This window comes from Variovorax sp. GW822-FHT04E09, from assembly GCF_058800845.1.
In genome coordinates this window covers 615132-634136 of the sequence record NZ_JBXAMR010000001.1, presented here as the reverse complement: position 1 = coordinate 634136, position 19005 = coordinate 615132, and the positions used below count along the sequence as shown (strand labels likewise).

At 70.0% G+C, this 19005-nt stretch carries 15 protein-coding genes; 11 read left to right on the top strand and 4 right to left on the bottom strand.

What is annotated here, in order from left to right; translation table 11 throughout:
• The first annotated feature begins 183 nt into the window (after positions 1–183).
• Positions 184–1416, top strand: coding sequence for an EAL domain-containing response regulator (locus AC1RL8_RS03005; RefSeq protein ID WP_492687175.1), 1233 nt, complete (start codon positions 184–186; stop codon positions 1414–1416).
• Between the two features lie 18 nt (positions 1417–1434).
• On the opposite strand, the gene AC1RL8_RS03000 is transcribed toward AC1RL8_RS03005, so the two are convergent.
• Complete coding sequence (locus AC1RL8_RS03000; RefSeq protein ID WP_492687174.1) at positions 1435–4458, bottom strand: ATP-binding protein; 3024 nt, start codon at positions 4456–4458, stop codon at positions 1435–1437.
• Between the two features lie 29 nt (positions 4459–4487).
• Positions 4488–5066: a hypothetical protein gene (locus AC1RL8_RS02995; protein WP_492687173.1), complete on the bottom strand. Its 579-nt coding sequence runs from the start codon at positions 5064–5066 to the stop codon at positions 4488–4490.
• A gap of 98 nt (positions 5067–5164) precedes the next feature.
• Between AC1RL8_RS02995 and AC1RL8_RS02990 the strand changes: the two genes are divergently transcribed.
• Complete coding sequence (locus AC1RL8_RS02990; protein WP_492687172.1) at positions 5165–5563, top strand: helix-turn-helix domain-containing protein; 399 nt, start codon at positions 5165–5167, stop codon at positions 5561–5563.
• 120 nt (positions 5564–5683) lie between these two features.
• Complete coding sequence (locus tag AC1RL8_RS02985; RefSeq protein ID WP_159276876.1) at positions 5684–6361, top strand: LuxR C-terminal-related transcriptional regulator; 678 nt, start codon at positions 5684–5686, stop codon at positions 6359–6361.
• Between the two features lie 13 nt (positions 6362–6374).
• On the opposite strand, the gene AC1RL8_RS02980 is transcribed toward AC1RL8_RS02985, so the two are convergent.
• Together AC1RL8_RS02980 and AC1RL8_RS02975 are read right to left on the bottom strand one after the other, a co-directional pair.
• Positions 6375–7070, bottom strand: coding sequence for a response regulator (locus AC1RL8_RS02980; protein WP_492687171.1), 696 nt, complete (start codon positions 7068–7070; stop codon positions 6375–6377).
• 311 nt (positions 7071–7381) lie between these two features.
• Positions 7382–10411 (bottom strand): hybrid sensor histidine kinase/response regulator, encoded by a 3030-nt coding sequence (locus AC1RL8_RS02975; RefSeq protein WP_492687170.1) that lies wholly within the window; start codon positions 10409–10411, stop codon positions 7382–7384.
• A gap of 252 nt (positions 10412–10663) precedes the next feature.
• Here AC1RL8_RS02975 and AC1RL8_RS02970 point away from each other — a divergent pair, with 252 nt between their 5' ends.
• The 8 genes from AC1RL8_RS02970 to AC1RL8_RS02935 all read left to right on the top strand — a co-directional run bounded on the left by AC1RL8_RS02970 (position 10664) and on the right by AC1RL8_RS02935 (position 18919).
• The gene (locus AC1RL8_RS02970; RefSeq protein WP_159271724.1) at positions 10664–11491 is read left to right on the top strand and encodes an IclR family transcriptional regulator; all 828 of its coding nucleotides are present in this window, start codon (positions 10664–10666) and stop codon (positions 11489–11491) included.
• Between the two features lie 148 nt (positions 11492–11639).
• Complete coding sequence (locus tag AC1RL8_RS02965) at positions 11640–12299, top strand: TRAP transporter small permease subunit (RefSeq protein ID WP_492687169.1); 660 nt, start codon at positions 11640–11642, stop codon at positions 12297–12299.
• Complete coding sequence (locus AC1RL8_RS02960) at positions 12296–13603, top strand: TRAP transporter large permease (protein WP_062482466.1); 1308 nt, start codon at positions 12296–12298, stop codon at positions 13601–13603. The genes AC1RL8_RS02965 and AC1RL8_RS02960 overlap by 4 nt, the downstream gene beginning before the upstream one ends.
• 55 nt (positions 13604–13658) lie before the next feature.
• Complete coding sequence (locus AC1RL8_RS02955; RefSeq protein WP_492687168.1) at positions 13659–14699, top strand: TRAP transporter substrate-binding protein; 1041 nt, start codon at positions 13659–13661, stop codon at positions 14697–14699.
• Between the two features lie 6 nt (positions 14700–14705).
• On the top strand, positions 14706–16082 hold the full coding sequence (locus AC1RL8_RS02950) for an amidase (protein WP_492687167.1): 1377 nt from the start codon (positions 14706–14708) through the stop codon (positions 16080–16082).
• Entirely contained in the window at positions 16058–16852 is a 795-nt protein-coding gene (locus tag AC1RL8_RS02945; protein WP_492687166.1) for a 2-keto-4-pentenoate hydratase, read from the top strand. The genes AC1RL8_RS02950 and AC1RL8_RS02945 overlap by 25 nt, the downstream gene beginning before the upstream one ends.
• A gap of 32 nt (positions 16853–16884) precedes the next feature.
• Positions 16885–17655, top strand: a complete 771-nt coding sequence (locus tag AC1RL8_RS02940; protein WP_492687165.1) for a fumarylacetoacetate hydrolase family protein — start codon at positions 16885–16887, stop codon at positions 17653–17655.
• Between the two features lie 37 nt (positions 17656–17692).
• Positions 17693–18919: a pyridoxal-phosphate-dependent aminotransferase family protein gene (locus AC1RL8_RS02935; protein WP_492687164.1), complete on the top strand. Its 1227-nt coding sequence runs from the start codon at positions 17693–17695 to the stop codon at positions 18917–18919.
• Positions 18920–19005 lie beyond the last annotated feature (86 nt).

Here is a 19005-nt window from a genome sequence, read left to right as displayed (position 1 = left end):
TTCGATCCCGCGCATCGTACCGCCAGATGCGGCCTTGCTCAGGATTGGCAACAGTTGCTGCGTGGCAACAGGGTCCAGCCGAAGTCCTACGGAATCGGCCGCGAGTTTCGGACTGGGCCGATGGGGGATTTTTGCCGCCCCCGGGAAGATGCAGAACATCCTCTTCCCCCTCCAAGGCTCGCCATGATCAGACACGCACTCGTGATCGACCAGGTCGAACGCACCGGCCTCGCGCTGGCCACTTTCATGCGCTACGCCGGCATTCCCCGCGTGGACGTGACGCGCAGCGGCCATGGCTTTGTCGAGGCAGTACAGCACCGGCGCCACGACCTGCTGGTGGTGGACATCGACACGCCCGAGCTGACGGGCCTGCAGATGATCGACGCGGTGGTCGAGGCCGGCAGCCCCGCGGCGCTGGTGCTCATGAGCGCCCAGCTGCCGCGCATCCTGCAGGCGGTGCAAGACTACGCCCGGGCCCGCGGCGCGCGCGTGCTCTCGGCGATCGCCAAGCCGCGCACCATGGTCACGATGGCGTCGGCGGCGCAGGCCATGGCGCGCGAACGGCGCCACCGGGCCGGGCTGCGGCGCGGGAGCGCCCCACCTGCGAACGGCGCACCGGCGTTCACGGAAGCAGTCCTGCGCGAGGCGCTGGCCACGCGCCAGATCGCCGCCCACTTCCAGCCTCGGCACTGCGCGCGCACGGGCGTGCTGCACGGCGCCGAACTGCAGCCGGGCTGGTACCGGCCCGACGACACCTGGCTGCCCGCGGCCGACTTCCTGCCCGCCATTGCACAGGTCGGCCTGCAAAAGGCGTTGGTGCAGCGCATGCTCGAGTGCGCCTTCGAACTGCTCGGCTACATGCACAAGGACCACGGCCTGCGCCTGGGCGTGCGCGTACCCGCGTCGGTGGCCGCCTCGGTGTCCTGGGCGCAGGGCGTGGCCGAGCAGGCCGAACGCGCCGGCATCGCCGCCGACCAGCTCGTGCTGGAGATCGCCGAAGACGGCGGCGCGCGCTGCAACGAGGTGTTGGCCGGCGCGGTCGCGCACCTGCGGCTGCGCGGGTTCCACTGCGCCATCGACCGCTTCGGCCAGGGCGACTCGACCCTGAGCCGCTGGTTCAAGGTGCCGTTCAGCGAGCTCCAGATCGACGCGCGCCAGCTCGCGCAAGCGCGCGAGAACCCGCATGCCCGCCACATCCTCGCGAGCGTGATCGCGATGGCGCGCGAACAGCACGCGACGCTGCTCGTGAAGGGCGTCGACGGCGAGCATGACCTCGCGTTGGCCCGCAGCCTCGGGTGCCACTTCACGCAGGGTGCGCAGCACGCCGCGCCGATGGCCGAGTCGGCCTTCGTGCAGTACGCAGCGCTGCTGCGGTATGCGGCGGGGCGCCCGCAGGCGCAGCGGAACGCCGATTGACGATCGGGCGACGCGCGCTCAGGCCGCGCGTCGCGCCAGCACCGCTTCGGCGGCTGCCTGCAGCGCGGTCCAGCCGGGGGCGATCACTGTCATGTCCTCCTGCTTCACCACGGCGCTGAGCCGGCCGCACATCGCGGCGATGGCCGGCTCGCCGATCATGGCGAAGGCGCCGCGCACCGCATGCAACTCGTCGCCGATGACGCGCCGGTCACCGGTCGCCAGGGCTTTGTGGACCTGCTGCGCGGAGGAGGCCAGCGACGAGACCATCGCGTCGTGCAGGCGTGCGTCGAGCGGTGCGTGCGGCGCTTGCGCAGGCGCGACCGGGGCGCTGGCCACCCGTGGCGGCGCAGCCGCGCCCAGCGTCTTGAGGATCGCCTGCTCCAGTGCCGGCAGCAGCACCGGCTTGAGCAGCACCCCCGCGAAACCCGCCAGCGAGCATTGCTGGTAGCCCTCCTGCTCCAGGTGCGCCGTGATGGCGACGAGCGGGATCGACGGCATGTGCTCGCGCAGCCGGCGGGCCAGCGTGTAGCCGTCCATGCCGGGCATGTTCAGGTCGGTCAGCACGAGGTCGTAGCGCTGCGCGGCGAACAGGGCCAGCGCGGCCTCGCCGTCGGGCGCCACGTCGGCGGCGACGCCGAGCGCGTCGAGTTGGTCGCTGATGAGCGCCCGGTTGGCCGGATGGTCGTCCACGACCAGCAGGCGCACGGGACGCAAGGGCAGGGCAGCACGGGTGTCCGATGGCGCGACAACTTCGGGCGCCAGCGCCACCAGCGGCAAGCTCACCGTGAAGCACGAGCCCGCGCCGGGCTGGCTGCTTACTGCGATCGTGCCGCCCATCTTGCGCGCCAGCCGCTGGCAGATCGACAGCCCCAGCCCCGAGCCGCCGAACTCGCGCGCGGTCGAGGCCGAGGCCTGCATGTAGATGTCGAACAGCTGGGGAATCTGCTCGGGCGGCACGCCCATGCCGGTGTCGGCCACGCGGATCGCCAGCGGCGAGGCCTGCCCCGGCGACAGCGGCTCGACCTCCAGCGTCACCGTGCCCGAGGCCGTGAACTTGATCGCGTTGCTCAGCAGGTTGACGACGATCTGGCGGATGCGCGTCGGGTCGCCTTCATAGCCGGCGGCCAGGCCCGGGTGCACCACGCAGTCGAGCCGCAGTCCCTTGGAGTGCGCCGAGGGCTCGAACATCTGCGCGCAAGCCTGCACGATCTCGGGCAGCGCCACGCGCGTGGTTTCGAGCTTGAGGTGGCCCGATTCCATCTTCGACAGGTCGAGGATGTTGTTGACGATCTCGAGCAGGGTGCGCGAGGCCTGGCGCACCGACTGCAGGCGCCGGGCCTGCACCTCGGGCGGCGCGCCCTGGCCGAGCAGTTCGAGGTTGCCCAGCACCGCGTTCAGCGGCGTGCGGATCTCGTGGCTCATGGTGGCGATGAACACCGACTTGGCGCGGTTGGCCGCTTCGGCCGCCTCGCGGGCTTCTTCGCGCTTCTTGTCGAGTTCGTTGCGCTCGGTGGTGTCGGCAAAGCTGCACAGCAGGGCGTCCGCGCCCTGGTAGCGCGTGCGCGTGCATTGCAGCAGCAGCTCGCAGGCCTGGCCGTTCTTCAGCGCCAGCGGCATGTCGGCGTCGTGCAGCGTGCCGCCCTGGGCGCGTTCGCGGTAGAGCGCGGCCATCTGGCGGTGCAGCGGCTCGGGCGGCGCGGTGGCCGCCGCATAGTGTTCCATCAGGGTGTTCTGCAGCAGCACGCGCTCGTCGTCGAGCGCGATCAGGCAGACGCCGAACGACGAGGTGGCGATGATCGCGCGGTTGAGCTGCTCGCTCTCGAACACCCGCTGCGAGCGGCGGTAGGCGGGCTCCAGCAGCTTGCGCCTGAAGAGCAGCAGCAGGCCCCAGAGCGTGCCCAGCACCACCAGCGTGGCGCCGCCGTAGCGCAGCAGCTGCGGCTTCAGCGTGGCGAAGACCGTGCGCCACGAATAGGCGTACACCAGCGACCAGCCGGTGCCGGCCAGCGGCGTCGAGAGGCTGAACACGCCCGCGCGGTAGGTTTCGCGCGGCAGCGTGGGGCCGGCCTGGCGCAGGCTGTGGGCCAGCGCCGTGGCCATCAGCGCGGCGCCGTCGATGGCGTCGCCGGTGCGGTCGGCCGAGAGCAGCACCCGGCCCTGCGCGTCGACCAGCAGGGCGGCCGTGTCTGGCGGCGTGTGGCGCAGGCGGTCCTGCAGCACGCCCGAGGGCAGGTTGCTCACGAACACCATGAAAGGACGACCCTGGGCGTCGAACCCGGGCTGCACCAGCTTGAAGGGCGATGCCCCCGGTGCCAGCAGGTCGGGCGCCGGCGGCTGCCAGGCGACGCGCCGCTGCGTGCGCCACTGCGCGGCGAGCGCCGGGTCGCTGGCGAGATCGCCGATGTCGTAGCTCAGGCGCGCGATGAGCGCGGCGGTGTCCGGCAGGCCGGTGCGGGCCAGCGCGCCCTGCAGGCCGCCTTCGGGCGCGGGCATCAGCGTGAGCAGGCGGTGGTCGGGGGTGTAGGCGTAGGCGCCCAGCGGCGAATTGCGCAGCTGTGCGACGGCGGTGACGCTGTAGGCCTGCATTTCGAGCATGCCCAGGTAGGGGGCGAACGCGTGCAGGTCATCGGTGTCGGCGGTGTCGACCGCGGCGATGGCCGGTGTCAGCTGGGCCCCGGCCTGCAGGACCACCTGGCCTCCGTCGCGCACGAAGGCCTCCAGCGTGCCGGCGGCCGGCGGCGCCTGGCTGTTCCAGAGCAGCTCGGCATTCACCACGCCGCGGCGCATCGCCGCCTGCTTTTCCTCGATGTCGAGCTGCATCTGCGCGCTGTGTGCGGCCAGCGTGGTACGCAGGTTCGCGAGCGCATTGGCGGCGGCGTTGTACAGCACGAGCCCCGCGGCCAGCACGATCAGCAGCGACAGCAGCGCGCCGCCGCCATAGAGCAGGGCGTGCTGGTAGCGGCGCAGCAGGTCCAACTCCTGGGCCTGCCGGGAAGGTGTCGGGGCCGCAGGGGCGCTGGCGGGGAGGGCGGGCGGGGACATGGCGAAAAAAATGGCGAAAAGGACGCGAATTAAAAACAATCGACTGGAATGGTAGGGCGAATTGCGCGTGGATTTCCGTGAATTCCAGGAGTGCTTCTGTTTATAGGACTGGTCCTATGCAGGCCTTTATTTTTCAGGATTCGGCTGAGCCGATGAGCGAGGGTTTCTGAAATTTCCATCTGTGTTTTGCAGTCATAGGTGTCGATGAAAAATAAATCATCTATTCGGGTGGAGTGGATCTCCTGCGAACAGATCGCTGGGTCGGCAAGGCTGCCCTGCAAATCGACAGTGAAGAGCGGCAGTGCCAATGGCCGCGCGACCTTCACGATGAGCTGCCAATAGGCAAGCACCGTGCGAGCGATTTTCAGACAGGTCCGATTGGATTTTTGAGGCTGAAAACATAGGATTGAAAAATTACCTTTGTCGCCTCTCTGGCACCTGTGCAAGGGCGCTGGATTGAATATTTTTTGGAGGTCGTCGATGACGAATATCTTGTGGATCAAGAAATTGTGGGAATTCCTGCGTGGCAAGCGAATGCAGGCAACCGGCTGCACGCGGCGAAGCGCGTTGTTCGGCGCTTTGGTGCTGGCAAATAAGCCATCGGCCATGGCTCGGAACGACGACTTCCTTTGAGCAGGCGGTCGCATTTGGCCTTGATCAAGATCGCAGGCGGATGGGGCCTCGACCCTTCATGGGGAGCGCGCTCATGCGGATGATCGGACACCGCCTGTCCATGGAGCGCTGCAGGCTCGGCCTGAGCGCCGCCGCCTTCGCGGTGCTCGGTGGCGTCGATGCCTCCGTGCAGGAGGCTTTCGAAAAGGGCGCGCGCCATCCCGACGCGGCCTACCTGGCCACCATGGCCGTCATCGGCATCGACGTGCTGTACGTCGTGACCGGCATGCCCACCTGCACCGAAGACCTGTCGGTGAGCCGCGAGGAGGTGTCGCTGCTGCGCGCCTACCGGACCTCGGACGACGCTGGCAAGAAAGCCGCGCACGCGGCGCTCCAGGCCATCGCGCAGGCCTTCCCGGGCGACATGCTGTCGGCCTCGGGCGCGCGCGCTTCGCAGGCCGCTGCTGCGGCGCCGCCCACCGAAACCGCCTGAGCCTTTCACCTGCGCGACGCGGCCTGCCCGCGCAGGACCGGCGGGTAAGATGCCCCGGCGCAGCGCCCGGACCCTCGTCCGCCGGCCACGCCGGCAAGCGAAAGGGAAAAAACAATGGCAATGGACCGCTTCGAAATCCGCGTCGTTCTGGCCGACGACCATCCCGGCATGCTGGCCGGGGTCCGGCACGAGCTGGCGTCGGTCGAGACCCTCACGCTGGTGGGCGAGGTGGCCAATTCGACCGGGCTCATGGCGCTGCTGGAGACCACGCCCTGCGACGTGCTGGTGTCCGACTACGCGATGCCGGCCGGCGAGTTCGGCGACGGCGTGCCGCTGTTCAAGCTGGTGAAGCGGCGCTTTCCCGACACGCAGATCGTGGTGATGACCATGCTGGACAACCCGGCGGTGCTGCACTCGCTGGTGTCCAGCGGCATCCGCTGCATCGTGAGCAAATCGGATGCGGTGGCGCACCTGATTCCCGCCATCCACGCCGCCCGCACCGGCGGCACGTACTACTCGCCGACCATGGACGCGGTGGTGCGCACCATCGACTGGGAGGTGCGCAGCCGCAACGCCGCGGGCGTGCTGAGCCAGCGCGAGTCGGAGGTGGTGCGGCTGTATGCGTCGGGGCTCACGATCAACGAGATCGCCGAGCAGCTGCATCGCAGCAAGAAGACCATCAGCACGCAAAAGACCAAGGCGATGGAAAAGCTGGGCATCGAGCGCGATGTCGACCTGCTGCGCTACGCGCTCGAAAACGGCCTGACGGCCACGGTGACGGGCGCGCCGCAAGGCTGACCCGCGCGTGGCCTCAGGGCCAGGGCAGCGCCGGCAGGCCCGGCGGTGCCGCCGAGGTGCTCATGAGCCCCGTCTCCATACCGTAGCGCACGAGGTCCATGTCGCGCAGGATGCCGAGCTTGGCCATGGCCGAGCCCTTCTGCGTGCTGATGGTCTTCTTGCTGCGGTGCAGCCGCTCGGCAATTTCCGTCACCGTGAGGCCCGACACGAACATGCGCACCACCTCGAGCTCGCGCTTGGAGAGCATGGCGTGCGGCTGGGTGTCGGTGCGGTGCGGCGCGGTGCGCGCGGCGATCTCCGCCATGCTGGGCGACAGGTAGCGTCCGCTCGCGTAGGCCGCATGCACGGCCGGCAGCAGGTGGCTCACCGAGTCGGCCTTGTTCAGGATGCAGGGCACGCCGATGTCCAGCAGCGAATGGATGATGCCGGGGTTGTCCAGCATGGTCATCACCACGATCTTCAGCCGCGGGTAGCGCTGGCGCACCAGCGCGAACAGCGCGATGCCGTCGCCGTGCAGGCCGCCGGGCATGGCGTAGTCGGACACCAGGATCTGGCAGTCGTGCTGCTTGAGCATCTCCATCATCTCGGTGGAGTCGCGCGCGGCGCCCACGACGGTGACCGCCTGGCTTTCGCGCAGCGTGCTCTCGATGCCGATGCGAACGGCGGGATGGTCGTCCGCGATTAGGACGCGGAGATTGAATGGCTTCATGGCGGACCTGTGGAACACAGAGGGATCGAACCTGCGCGCGCCGCGTGCAGGAAGGGCTGCTGTCGAACGCCCGGCCCCCGGCGTCGGGGACGTCTGAAAAAGGGGCCGGTGGCGGGTGCCTCGGGCGGTGCCAGCAGGGGATGACTGGACTTTAGGAGGGCGTCGGTCCTGCGTTAAGCGGCCTGATCCGATAGCGGGCCGCCAATGCATAGGACCCGTCCTAATTTGTAAGACGCGGGGCCCGAAGGGCTAGGACCGGGGGCGCCGGCGGATCGGATCGGGTCCGAAAACGGGTTCGGACCCGGGCGGCTTCAGGCCGCGGCCGCGCCCTCGGGCGCCCGGCGTGCGAGCGCGGCGCGCGCCGCCGGTTCGAAGCGCTCGAAGGCCTGCGCCAGCGCGGGCAGGTCGGCGTCGCGCAGCTGCGCTTCCATCGCGACGCAGTCGGCCGCGAGTCCCGCTTCGTGGATCAGCGCGAAGGCGCCGCGCAGCGAATGCAGCCCGGCACCGAGCGCGGCGCTGTCGCCGGCGTCCAGCGCCGCGCGGATGGCCGCCGCGGCATCGGCCAGCGACTGCACGAGCGGCCGGTGCACCGACACGGGCAGGGTGCCCTGGGCGATGTCCTGCCGCCGGGCGCCGGCCAATGGTGCGGCCTCGGGGTCGCGCAGGGTCAACTGCCGCACGGTCTGGTCGAGCGTGTCCAGCAGGATGGGCTTGATCAGCGCGGTGTCGATGCCCGCCGATTCGCAGCGTTCGCGTTCGCGCACCGCGACGTCGGCCGTGAGCGCCACGATGGGCACGCGCGAGCCCTGTGCGCGCAGCGCGCGTGCCAGCGTGTAGCCGTCCATGCCCGGCATGTTGATGTCGGTGATGATGAGGTCGTGCCGCCGCTGGGCGAACAGGTCGAGCGCTTGCAGGCCGCCCGAGGCCTGGTCGGAGGTGTAGCCCAGCGCCTCGAGCTGCATCTTTACCAGCTCGCGATTGGCCGGATGGTCGTCCACCACGAGGATGTGCGCCGCCGGCGCAGCCGTGTCGGCGCTGGCCGCCGGCGGTGCGGGCGCGCGCGGGGGCAGGGCGGGCGCGGCCGGCAGCGGCAGCGTGACCAGGAAGGTGCTGCCCTTGCCCGGCGAACTCACCACCTGGATGTCGCCGCCCATGAGCCCGGCCAGCCGGCGGCACAGCGCCAGCCCCAGGCCGGTGCCGCCGAAGCGGCGCGCGATGCTGCTGTCGGCCTGCGTGAAGGGCTCGAAGAGCGCCTTCTGCTGCGCCGCCGTCATGCCGATGCCGGTGTCGCTCACGCCGATCACCACCGGCGAGGCGGGGTCGGCGTCGTCCTTCAGGTAGACCTCGAGCAGCACGTCGCCGGTGTCGGTGAACTTGATGGCGTTGCTCAGCAGGTTCATCAGCAACTGGCGCAGGCGCGTCGGGTCGCCGAGGTGGTGCGGGGCGAGGGCGTCGTCGATCACGCAATCGAGCGCCAGGCGCTTGGCCTGCGCCAGCGGCGTGAAGACCGCGATCACCTGCCGCGCGGTGTCCGCGAGGTCGAAGCGGATCGACTCCAGCCGCATCTGGTCCGACTCGATCTTCGAGAAGTCGAGGATGTCGTTGATGATGCCCAGCAGCGCGGTCGACGACGACGTCACGGCGCCGAGCCGCTCGTTCTGCGCGGCCGACAGCGGTGAGCGCTGCAGCAGCTCGAGGTTGCCCATGATCGCGTTCAGCGGCGTGCGGATCTCGTGGCTCATCATGGCCAGGAAGGCCGACTTCGCATGGTTGGCCTGGTGCGCGGCCTCGCGCGCGCTTTCGAGTGCACGCTCGGCGTTCTTGCGCGTCGTGATGTCGGAGAAGTTGCACAGCAGCACGTCGCTGCCCTGGTACTTGGTGCGCACCACGCTCACCAGCAGCTCGGTGACTTCGCCGCTGGCCAGCGTCACGGGCAGCTCCAGGTCGGGCAGCCATTCGGGAGCGCCGGGCGCGTCGTCGTACAGGCGCAGCAGGCGCTGCGGCAGGGGCGGGTCTTCGGGCCGCGCGTTGTCGGTGCAGGCCTGCATCACCTGGTTCTGCAGCAGCACCTCGCCCGAGGGGTAGCGCAGCAGCGCCAGGCCCGAGGGCGTGGTCGCGACCATGGTGCGGTTGAGGTTCTCGCTCTCCACGATGCGCTGGGAGCGCGCATAGCCCGGCCGGAACACCTTGCGGTCGAGCAGGAGCAGCGCGGCCCAGACGAAGGCGATGAGCAGCAGCATGGCGCCCGCATAGAGCGCCAGCCGCAGGCCCAGCTCGGACGCGATGGTGCGCCACGAGAAGGCGTAGAGGTAGGTCCAGTTGGCGTCGGCGATCGGGGCGCGCAGCGTGAAGAGGCCGTCGCGGTACTGCAGCGTGGCGCCGTTGGCGGCCAGCGACGGCTGCGAGAGCTGCAGCGCGCGCGCCTGCAGGCCTTCGGTGCCGCTGGGGCCGTGCGTCTCGGCGATCACCCGGCCCGACGGGTCCACGAACATCGAGGCCTCGTCGTGGCGCTCGTTCGACAGGTGCGCGGTGATGATGTCCAGCGGGTAGTCGTTCACCAGCACGACGAAGGGCTTGCCGTCGTGGAAGCCGGGCTGCGCCAGCCGCAGCACCGTCTCGCCGGTGAAGGGGCTCACGGCCGGCGGCAGCCACACGGCCGTGCCGCTGTCGCGCAGGCGGGCGACGACGGCGGGGTCGCTCAGGTCGCCGAGCTCGGGCGGCGCGATGCGCTGGAGCAGGTCTTCGGTGCTGCGCGCGCCGTGGCGCTCGAACAGGTCGGCCGCGGCGGGGGCCGGCACCACGGCCAGGAAGCGCAGGTCGGGCGCGTAGAAGTAGCTGGAGTGCAGCGTCAGCGTCTTCGTGTAGGCCGCCGAGCGGTAGCCGACCTCTTCGGCCAGCCCGAGGTACTGCGCGAAGCTGTCGGCCGGGCGCTGCGCCGAGAGGTCGCCCAGCAGCAGCATCGGCGGGAAGTCCTTGTTGCTGGGCAGCACCAGCCGGCCCTCGTGCGCGGCAAAGGCGTCGACCAGCGACTGCGGCGCGCGTGCGCGCCGCTCCCAGGCGCCTTCCTCGTGAAAGATGTTGATCCGCGCCGAGCCCTGGCGCACGAAGAGTTCGAGGTGAAGCAGCGCCTTGCGCGCACTGAACTCGGCCTGCCGTTCGGCGACGTAGTCGCGCACCTGCGACGAGAGCATCACGCCGGTGGCGGCCAGCAGCACGAGCGAGGTGACGGCGCCGCCCACGTACAGCAGCGCGCGCTGGTAGCGGTTCAGCAGGCTGATCACACCGCGTGGGGTGGCGCGCGAGGCGCCGAAGCCGAAGAAACGCGGGAGATCGCTGGGCATCATGGCATCCGTGTGACCGGCGCGGGCAGGAAGAAGATGCCCGCGATGGTAGGGCACTGCCGTGCGTGTGGGCGCACCGTGGGGACGGGCGCGATGCACGCCTGCGGGGCGCATCGGGTGAGCGCTGTATCAAGAAATGTCGACATTGGTGCAAACACCGTGGTTGACAGATCGTTCGTCGCAGACCATCGGCGGCCAGATCGCGTGCCGGACGGGCAGGCCGGATGGCACGCAATTTGCACAAGGCACGCCATGACAGCCAGCTCGCCGCGCACCTCCGCCAAGGCCCCCAAGGTCACCCGCATCGACCGCGACAACGACAGCACCGTGCAGTCGCTCACGCGCGCCATGCAGCTGCTCGAACTCCTGGCCGAAGACGACGAGGGCTTCCGGCTGGTCGACATCGCGGCGCACACGGGCCTGTCGTCGTCCACCGCGCACCGGCTGCTCACCACGCTCGAGCAGCGGCGCTTCGTGCAGTTCGATCGCGAGACCAACCTCTGGTACGTGGGCGTGCGCTGCTTCTCGGTGGGCGCGGCCTTCGGGCGCCGCCGCCGCATCGCGCACCTGGCGCTGCCGGTGATGCGCCGGCTGCGCGACAGCACGGGCGAGAGCATCAACCTGGGCATTGCCGACCTGGGCGACATCGTCTTCGTCACGCAGGTGGAGAGCCGCGAACTCATGCGTGCCATCGGCAAGCCGGGCTTTCGTGCGCCGCTGCATGGCACCGCGATGGGGCAGGCGATCCTGGCGGCGATGTCGGAAGACGACGTGCTGCAGTACCTGCGCACCTACGGCCTGCCCAAGCTCACGAACAACACGATCGCGCGCGCCTCGCGGCTGCACGAAACGCTGGGCGAAGTGCGCCGCGCGGGCCATGCGATCGACGACGAGCAGAACGCCGTCGGCCTGCGCTGCATTGCCGCGGCCATCCGCGACGAGCATGGCCAGCCCTTCGGGGCGATCTCGCTGGTCGGCCCGACGCAGCGCATCAAGAGCACCGACTTCCCGCACCTGGGCGCCACCGTGCGCGCCGCCGCCGACGAGATCACCGCCGCCTACGGCGGTCGCGCCCGCTGAGGCGCGCGCATTCCACTGGCGCAGCGCGCCAAGTGCTTGATTCCTAAGCCGTTTTTCCGACCGTCCCGCGCAGCGGGATAGTCCGCTGCGCGCGTGCGGCGCGCGCTCCAATGGCTTGCCCTTCAACCGCACCTCCTTGCAAAAAACCATGAAAACATTGCTCCCACAGCACGGCATCAGCCGAACGCTGACGCGGGTCTGCGACTGGACCGTGATCGCCTGCGGCTGGTGGCTGATCGCGCTGTCCGTCATGACCTGCGTCGAAATGCTCGGCCGCAAGGTGTTCTCGTTCAGCCTGCAGGGCATCGACGAGATCGGCTCGTACACCTACGGCATCGTCGGCGCCTTCGGCTTCGCCTACACGCTGATCACGCGCAGCCACACGCGGGTCGACTTTCTGCTGTCGCGCTTCTCGGTCGGCACGCGCGCGCTGCTCAACATGCTCGCGATGGTGAGCCTCGCGGCGCTGGCGGTGCTGTGCCTCTGGCGCGGCTACAACGTCGTGGTCGAGAGCATCGAACTGCAAAGCACGGCCGCCACGCCGCTCGCCACGCCGATGTGGATTCCGCAATCGATCTGGCTCGGCGGCTACCTGATGTTCGCGCTGGTCGCGGCCTGGGCGGCCTTCGATGCGCTGCGCCTGTTCGTGCGGCGCCGCACGGGCGAGCTCAACGAGCGCTTCGGTCCGCAGACGCTCGAGGAAGAGATCGAGGCCGAGACCGAGGTCCAGATCAAGGCCCCGGCGCAGGCGTCGACCGCGCATGCCGCCGCCGCCAATGTCACCAACGCCACCGGAGCCGCCTCGTGATCGGGCCGCTCGAAATCCTGGCCGGCCTGGCCATCATGCTGGGCCTGATGTTCCTGGGCTTCCATGTCGCGACCACGATGCTGGTCGTCGGCCTGCTCGGGTCGCTGATCCACTTCGGCATGCCCGCCATCAACGCCGTCGGCGAGCAGCTCTGGGCCGCCGGCGAAGACTACCTGCTGCTGTCGATCCCGCTGTACATCCTGCTGGGCGAGATCCTGATGCGCGGCGGTGCCACCGACAAGATGTACCAGTCGCTGGGCCAGTGGCTCAACCGCATGCCGGGCGGGCTGCTGCACACCAACATCGGTGCATCGGCGCTGTTCTCCGCGGTGTCGGGCTCGTCGGTGGCCACCGCGGCCACCATCTCGACGGTTGCGCTGCCCGCCTTCAAGAACCGCAACTACGACCAGCGCATGGTTCTGGGCACCATCGCCGCCGGCGCCAGCCTGGGCAACCTGATTCCGCCCGGGGTGGCTTTCATCATCTACGGCTCGATGACCAACACCTCGGCGGCGCGGCTGTACATGGCCGGCATCCTGCCCGGCGCGATCATGACGGTGCTGTTCCTGCTCACGATCCTGGCGATCTGCGTGTGGCGGCCGTCGGTGGCGGGCATCCGCGAGGGCCGCACCGCGCTGGCGGAGAAGCTGCGCCACTCGGTGCACCTGCTGGGCCCGCTGGCCGTGTTCGCGGTGGTGATGGGCGGCATCTACACGGGCTGGGCCACCGTCACCGAAAGCGCGGCGCTGGGCGTGATCGTCTGCCTGCCCATCGCGGCGGGCTACCGCAAGCTGAACGTTTCGATGCTGCACGAGTGCTTCCGCTCGACCATGCGGCTCACCGCGATGACGGCGCTGATCCTGGTGGCGGCGCTGTACCTGAACTTCGTGCTCTCGATGCTGGGCGTGCCGCAGGCGCTGGCCAGCCTCATCAAGTCGGCCGACGTGTCGCCCATCATGCTGCTGTGGATGCTGGCGGCGCTGTACCTGGTGCTCGGCATCGCGCTGGAGACGATGCCGATGCTGGTCGGCACGCTGCCGGTGGTGTTCCCCATCGTGCAGGCCGCGGGCATCGACCCGGTGTTCTTCGGCGTCTTCATGGTGCTGATGTGCGAGATCTCGCTGATCAGCCCGCCGATCGGCATGACGCTCTACGTGATCCAGGGCGTGCGCGGCGAAGGCTCGATCAACGACGTGTTCCAGGGCACCTTGCCCTTCTTCGTCGCCATGGTCGTGATGACCGCGATCCTGATCCACAACCCCTGGATCGCGACCTACCTGCCGAACCTGCTGTTCGGCAAGTGACGGCCCCTTTTTCTCCCGCTCTCGAACCACCTTTCAACCTTTCAAGGAGTCAGGCATGCAACTGAAATTCGTTCTCCCGCTGATCGCGGCCACCCTGGCGCTGGCACTGCCGGCGCACGCGGACAACGCCCGCCTGCGCGTGGCCGGCAACCTGGTCGCCACCGGGCTGATCCAGCAGACCAAGGAGCAACCCTTCTTCGAGAACTTCGCGAAGAACACGGGGCTGCCCATCGACGCCGACTACAAGCCGATGGACGTGCTGGGCGTGAAAGATGCCGACGGCCTGCGCGTGCTGAAGTCGGGCCTGTTCGACATCGTCACCCTGCGCCTGGCGCAGGTGTCGCGCGACGAGCCCTTCTTCCTGGGGCCCGACATCGTGGGGCTGTCGACCGACTACGAGGTGGCGCGCAAGGTGGTCGACGCCTACCGCGACGCTTTCGACAAGCGGCTGCAGGAGCGCCACGGCGGCAAGCTGCTGGGCATCTATCCCTTCGGCCCGCAGGTGGTGTTCTGCAAGGTGGCGATCGGTGGCCTGGCGGACCTGAAGGGCAAGAAGGTGCGCGTGTACGACCAGTCGCTCGCCAAGTTCATCGAAAAGCTCGGCGGCATTCCCGTGACCATTCCCTTCGGCGAGACGCAGCAGGCGCTGGAGCGCGGCGTGACCGACTGCGCCATCACCGGCCCGAGCTCGGCCAACTCGGCCGGCTGGCCCGAGGTCACCACGCACTTCATGCCGATCGGCTTCCAGATCGCGCTCAACGCGTATGCGATCAACCTGCAGAAGTGGAACGCGCTGAGCGCCGAGCAGAAGACGAAGCTCACCGACGCCTTCCGCAAGTTCGAGACCGAGGTGTGGGGCTACTCGAAGGAGCTGTTCGACGATGCCTCGCGCTGCAATGTCGGCAAGGAGCCGTGCAAGACCGTCAAGAAGTTCGCGATGAAGGACGTGCCGGTGAAGCCGGGCGACCAGCAGATGATCCGCGACGCGCTGACCACGGTGTCGCTGCCGATCTGGAGCGAACTCTGCGACAAGTCCTACGACAAGTGCTCGGCCACCTGGAAGCAGGTCGTCGGCCCGGTGGTCGGTCTCAAGTAGCCCGGTATGCCATCGCTCTGGCAACTCACCGCGACCGAGCTCGCCGCAGGCTTTCGCGATGCGGCGTTCACCCCGACCGACGCGCTGCATGCCTGCCTGCAGCGCAGCGCCGAGGTCAACCCGCGGCTGAACGCGCTCATCACGCTCGACAGCGAAGGCGCCACGCATGCGGCGGAGCAGAGCAGCGCGCGCTGGCGCAGCGGCCGGGCGCTGGGCGCGCTCGACGGCGTGCCCGTCACCATCAAGGACAACCTGCAGGTGCGCGGCCTGCCGACGCACTGGGGCAGCCGCGCGCTGGCCGGTGTGCTGGCCGAGCGCGACGAGCTGCCGGTGGCCAGGCTGCGCGAGGCCGGCGCCGTGATCTTCGGCAAGACCAACGTGCCCGAGTTCACGATGCAGGGCTACACCGACAACCCGGTGTTCGGCCCCACCGGCAACCCGTGGGACCCGGCGCTCACGCCCGGCGGTTCGTCGGGCGGCGCGGTGGCGCTGGTGGCCGCGGGCGGCTGTCCCATTGCGCTGGGCACCGACGGCGGCGGCTCCATCCGCCGGCCGGCCTCGCACACCAACCTGGTCGGCTTCAAGCCCTCGCGCGCCCGCGTCCCGCGCGGCGACGGGCTGCCGCCGATCTTCCTGGGCTTCGAGGTCGCGGGCCCGATCGCGCGCAGCGTGGCCGACGTGGCGGCGGTGATGCAGGTGATCGGCGACCGGCCGGTGGAGGAGGGCGCGGGCCCGCGACGCGCGCGCATCCTCTTCATCCCACGCTTCGGCGATCACCCGGTCGATCCGCAGATCGCGGCGCTCACTGAAGCCGCCGCACGGCACATGGCCGAACTCGGCCACGAGGTGACGACCGCGCAGGACTTCGGCATCGCCGAGGCGGTCAACCAGCGCTGGCCGCTGCTGGCGCAGGTCGGCCTGGCCTGGCTGGTGGCGCATCCGCAGGAGCTGTCGAGCCGGCCCTTCGACGCCTCGCTGTTCGGCCCCGCGATGCAGGCGAACGCCGAGAACGGCCGCAAGGCCAGCGCGAGCGAGCTGTTCGAGCTGCTGTACGAGGCCGAGCGGCTGCGCAACACGCTGGCGCAGCTGTTCGACCGCTACGACTTCCTGCTCACGCCCGCCGCCGCCGCGCTGCCCTGGCCCGCCGGCGAGACGCATCCCACGCGCATCGACGGGCGCGAGGTCGGCCCGCGCGGCCATGCGGTGTTCGCCGGCTTCGCGAACGCCGTGGGCCTGCCCGCCATCGCGCTGCCCTGCGGCTTTGCAGGGCCGCTGCCGGTCGGCGTGCAGCTCGTGGCACGTGAAGGCGCGGACGACGCCTTGCTCGCGCTCGCGCGCTCGTTCGAACAGGCCCATCCGTGGCGGCGCTTCCCCGCGTTGTGACGCTGGCCGAGGCCGTGGCGGCGCAGCTCGCGCCGGCCGAGGCCGCACAGGCGCTGTGCCGCGCGCGGCGCGACGGGCGGCGCGTGATGTCGGCGCTGCTGCCGTCGCACGACCGGCGCGCTGCCTACGCCATCCAGGACGCGACGCTGGCGGCGCTTGGCGCGGTCGGCGGCTGGAAGGTCGGCGCGAGCGCGCCGGGCCGCGAGCCCGTGTGCGCGCCGCTGCCGGCCGAAGGGCTGGTGCCCGGCGGCGCGTCGCTGGTCGGCGGTGCATGGCATCTGCGCGGCGTCGAGGCCGAGCTCGCGTTCCGCCTCGGCGCCGACCTGCCGCCGCGTGGGTTGCCCTACACCCGCGACGAGGTCGCCGATGCCATCGACGCGGTGCTGCCCGTGATCGAGGTGGCCGAAACCCGCCTGATCGACTGGCTCGACGCCAGCCCTTCTGCGCTGCTGGCCGACCTGCTGTGCCACGGCGGTCTCGTGCTCGGCGAGCCCGCGCCCTTCGAGCGTGCGTGGCTCGACCTCGCGCAGACCGAGGTCGTGATGCATTTCGACGCGCAGGTCGTCGCCCACACGGTCGGGGAGCACACGCACCCCGATGTCGGCGCGCTGCTCGTGTGGCTGGCCAACGAAGGCGCGGCCCGGGGCGAAGGCCTGCGGGCCGGCCAGGTCGTGACGACCGGTTCATGCACCGGCATGTTGTTCGCTTCGCAGGGCACGGCTGTGCGGGCGGAAGTGAAGGGGCTCGCGCCGTTGCACGCGCACTTCTGATTTTTTTCCTGGGATCACTGGAGGAACCCGATATGTCCCATTCAACGATCGACGCGGTCGCGCAGGCGCTGGTGCGTGCGCGCGGCGCGCACGTCGCGAGCCCGGCGGCAGAGGTGGCCGGAGGGCTCGCGCAGGCCGACGAGGCCTACGCCGTGCAGCAGCAGGTGGCGCAGGCGCTCGGCTGGTTCGGTGTGGCGCCGCCCCGGTACTGGAAGGCCGGCGGCCCGTCGCGCGATGCCGTGCTGACGCATGCGCCGCTGCCGCCGCGCGGCGTGTGGACCAGCCCGGCGACGGCCGGCGACTGGCCGTTCCACCTCCGGGGCATCGAGGCCGAGATCGCGCTGCGCATCGGGCGCGACGTCGATGCGGCGTCGGCATCGAAGCTCGACGCGGACAGCGCACGCGCCCTGGTCGGCGCCATGACGGTCTCGATCGAGATCGTCGATTCCCGCTGGCAGGAGGCCCTCGACGCGCCCGCGCTGTGCAAGCTGGCCGACCTGCAATCGCACGGCGCGCTGGTGCTCGGCGAGTGGGTGCCGTTCGTGGCCCGCGACTGGGCCGCGCAGGCCTGCGAGGTGCGCATCGGCGCGCGCGCGAGCGTGGTGCGCCGCGGCACGCATTCGCTCGGCGACCCCGCCTGGCTGCTGCCCGCGTGGCTGCGCCATGCCACGCGCCACGGCCAGACCGTCGCGGCCGGCACCGTGGTCACGACCGGCACCTGGGTCGGCATTCTCGAAGCGGGCGAGGGCGACCTCGTCACCGCCGAATTCCCGGGCATCGGCCACGCGTCGGTGCAGCTCTAGCAATTTCCACAACCCATCCAGAACGGAGACAACCCCCATGATCGCGCTCGACAACCACCCCAGCGGCCGCCACTTCCTGCAGATCCCGGGCCCCAGCCCCGTGCCCGACCGCATCCTGCGGGCCATCAGCCTGCCGACCATCGACCACCGCGGGCCCGAGTTCGCCACGCTGGGCAAGAAGGTCATCGCCGGGCTGCAGCAGGTGTTCCAGACCCGGCACCCGGTCGTCGTCTATCCCGCGTCGGGCACCGGCGCGTGGGAGGCGGCGCTGGTCAACGTGATGAGCCCGGGCGACCACGTGCTGATGTTCGAGACCGGCCACTTCGCGACGCTGTGGCAGAAGATGGCGCGCAGGCTCGGCCTGGAGCCCGAGTTCCTCGCGCTCGAAGGCGTCGACGAGACCGGCCTGCCGCGCAGCTGGCGCCACGGCGTGCAGGCCGACCTGATCGAGCAGCGCCTGCGCCAGGACACCACGCACCACATCAAGGCCGTGTGCGTGGTGCACAACGAGACCTCGACCGGCGTCACCTCCGACATCGCCGCGGTGCGCCGCGCGATCGATGCGGCGGGCCATCCGGCGCTGCTGATGGTCGACACCATCTCGGGCCTGGCGAGCGCCGACTACCGGCACGACGAGTGGGGCGTGGACGTCACCGTCAGCGGCTCGCAGAAGGGCCTCATGCTGCCGCCGGGCATCAGCTTCAACGCCGTGTCGCCCAAGGCGCTCGAGGTGGCCAAGACGGCGCGCCTGCCCAAGGCCTTCTGGGCCTGGGACGAGATCATCGAGATGAACCAGGGCGGCTACTGGCCCTACACGCCGAGCACGAACCTGCTGTACGGCCTGAGCGAAGCGCTGGACATGGTGCTCGAGCAGGGCCTGCCGGTGATCTTCGCGCGCCACCAGCGCTGGGGCCGCGGCGTGCGCGCCGCCGTGCAGGCCTGGGGCCTGCCGACGCAGTGCGCCGACGCGCGCGTGCACTCGCCCGTGCTGACCGGCGTCATCACGCCGCAGGGCGTCGATGCCGACGCGCTGCGCCGCCTCATCCACCAGCGCTTCGACCTCTCGCTGGGCGCGGGCCTGGGCAAGCTGCGGGGCCGCATGTTCCGCATCGGGCACCTGGGCGACTGCAACGACCTGACGCTGATGGCGGCATTGACCGGCATCGAGATGGGTTTCAAGCTGGCGGGCGTGCCGGTGGCCGGCAGCGGGGTGCTGGCGGCCATGGCGTACTTTGCGGAAACACCGGCCGCCAACGCCGCCTGATCCCTCGGGAAGGGGCTGGGGTCTAGGTGTTTGCCATTATCGTCAACAGGATTGTCAACATTGATGTTGACGTTAATTTCGACAAA

What these genes read in the sequence shown, in the direction of transcription:
- AC1RL8_RS02990 (WP_492687172.1), top strand. Translation starts at nt 5,165, where the DNA reads ATGCGGATGATCGGACACCGCCTGTCCATGGAGCGCTGCAGGCTCGGC.
- AC1RL8_RS02950 (WP_492687167.1), top strand. Translation starts at nt 14,706, where the DNA reads ATGCCATCGCTCTGGCAACTCACCGCGACCGAGCTCGCCGCAGGCTTT.
- AC1RL8_RS02995 (WP_492687173.1), bottom strand. Translation starts at nt 5,066, where the DNA reads ATGGCCGATGGCTTATTTGCCAGCACCAAAGCGCCGAACAACGCGCTT.
- AC1RL8_RS03005 (WP_492687175.1), top strand. Translation starts at nt 184, where the DNA reads ATGATCAGACACGCACTCGTGATCGACCAGGTCGAACGCACCGGCCTC.
- AC1RL8_RS02970 (WP_159271724.1), top strand. Translation starts at nt 10,664, where the DNA reads ATGACAGCCAGCTCGCCGCGCACCTCCGCCAAGGCCCCCAAGGTCACC.
- AC1RL8_RS02985 (WP_159276876.1), top strand. Translation starts at nt 5,684, where the DNA reads ATGGACCGCTTCGAAATCCGCGTCGTTCTGGCCGACGACCATCCCGGC.
- AC1RL8_RS02955 (WP_492687168.1), top strand. Translation starts at nt 13,659, where the DNA reads ATGCAACTGAAATTCGTTCTCCCGCTGATCGCGGCCACCCTGGCGCTG.
- AC1RL8_RS02940 (WP_492687165.1), top strand. Translation starts at nt 16,885, where the DNA reads ATGTCCCATTCAACGATCGACGCGGTCGCGCAGGCGCTGGTGCGTGCG.
- AC1RL8_RS02965 (WP_492687169.1), top strand. Translation starts at nt 11,640, where the DNA reads ATGAAAACATTGCTCCCACAGCACGGCATCAGCCGAACGCTGACGCGG.
- AC1RL8_RS02980 (WP_492687171.1), bottom strand. Translation starts at nt 7,070, where the DNA reads ATGAAGCCATTCAATCTCCGCGTCCTAATCGCGGACGACCATCCCGCC.
- AC1RL8_RS02935 (WP_492687164.1), top strand. Translation starts at nt 17,693, where the DNA reads ATGATCGCGCTCGACAACCACCCCAGCGGCCGCCACTTCCTGCAGATC.
- AC1RL8_RS03000 (WP_492687174.1), bottom strand. Translation starts at nt 4,458, where the DNA reads ATGTCCCCGCCCGCCCTCCCCGCCAGCGCCCCTGCGGCCCCGACACCT.
- AC1RL8_RS02975 (WP_492687170.1), bottom strand. Translation starts at nt 10,411, where the DNA reads ATGCCCAGCGATCTCCCGCGTTTCTTCGGCTTCGGCGCCTCGCGCGCC.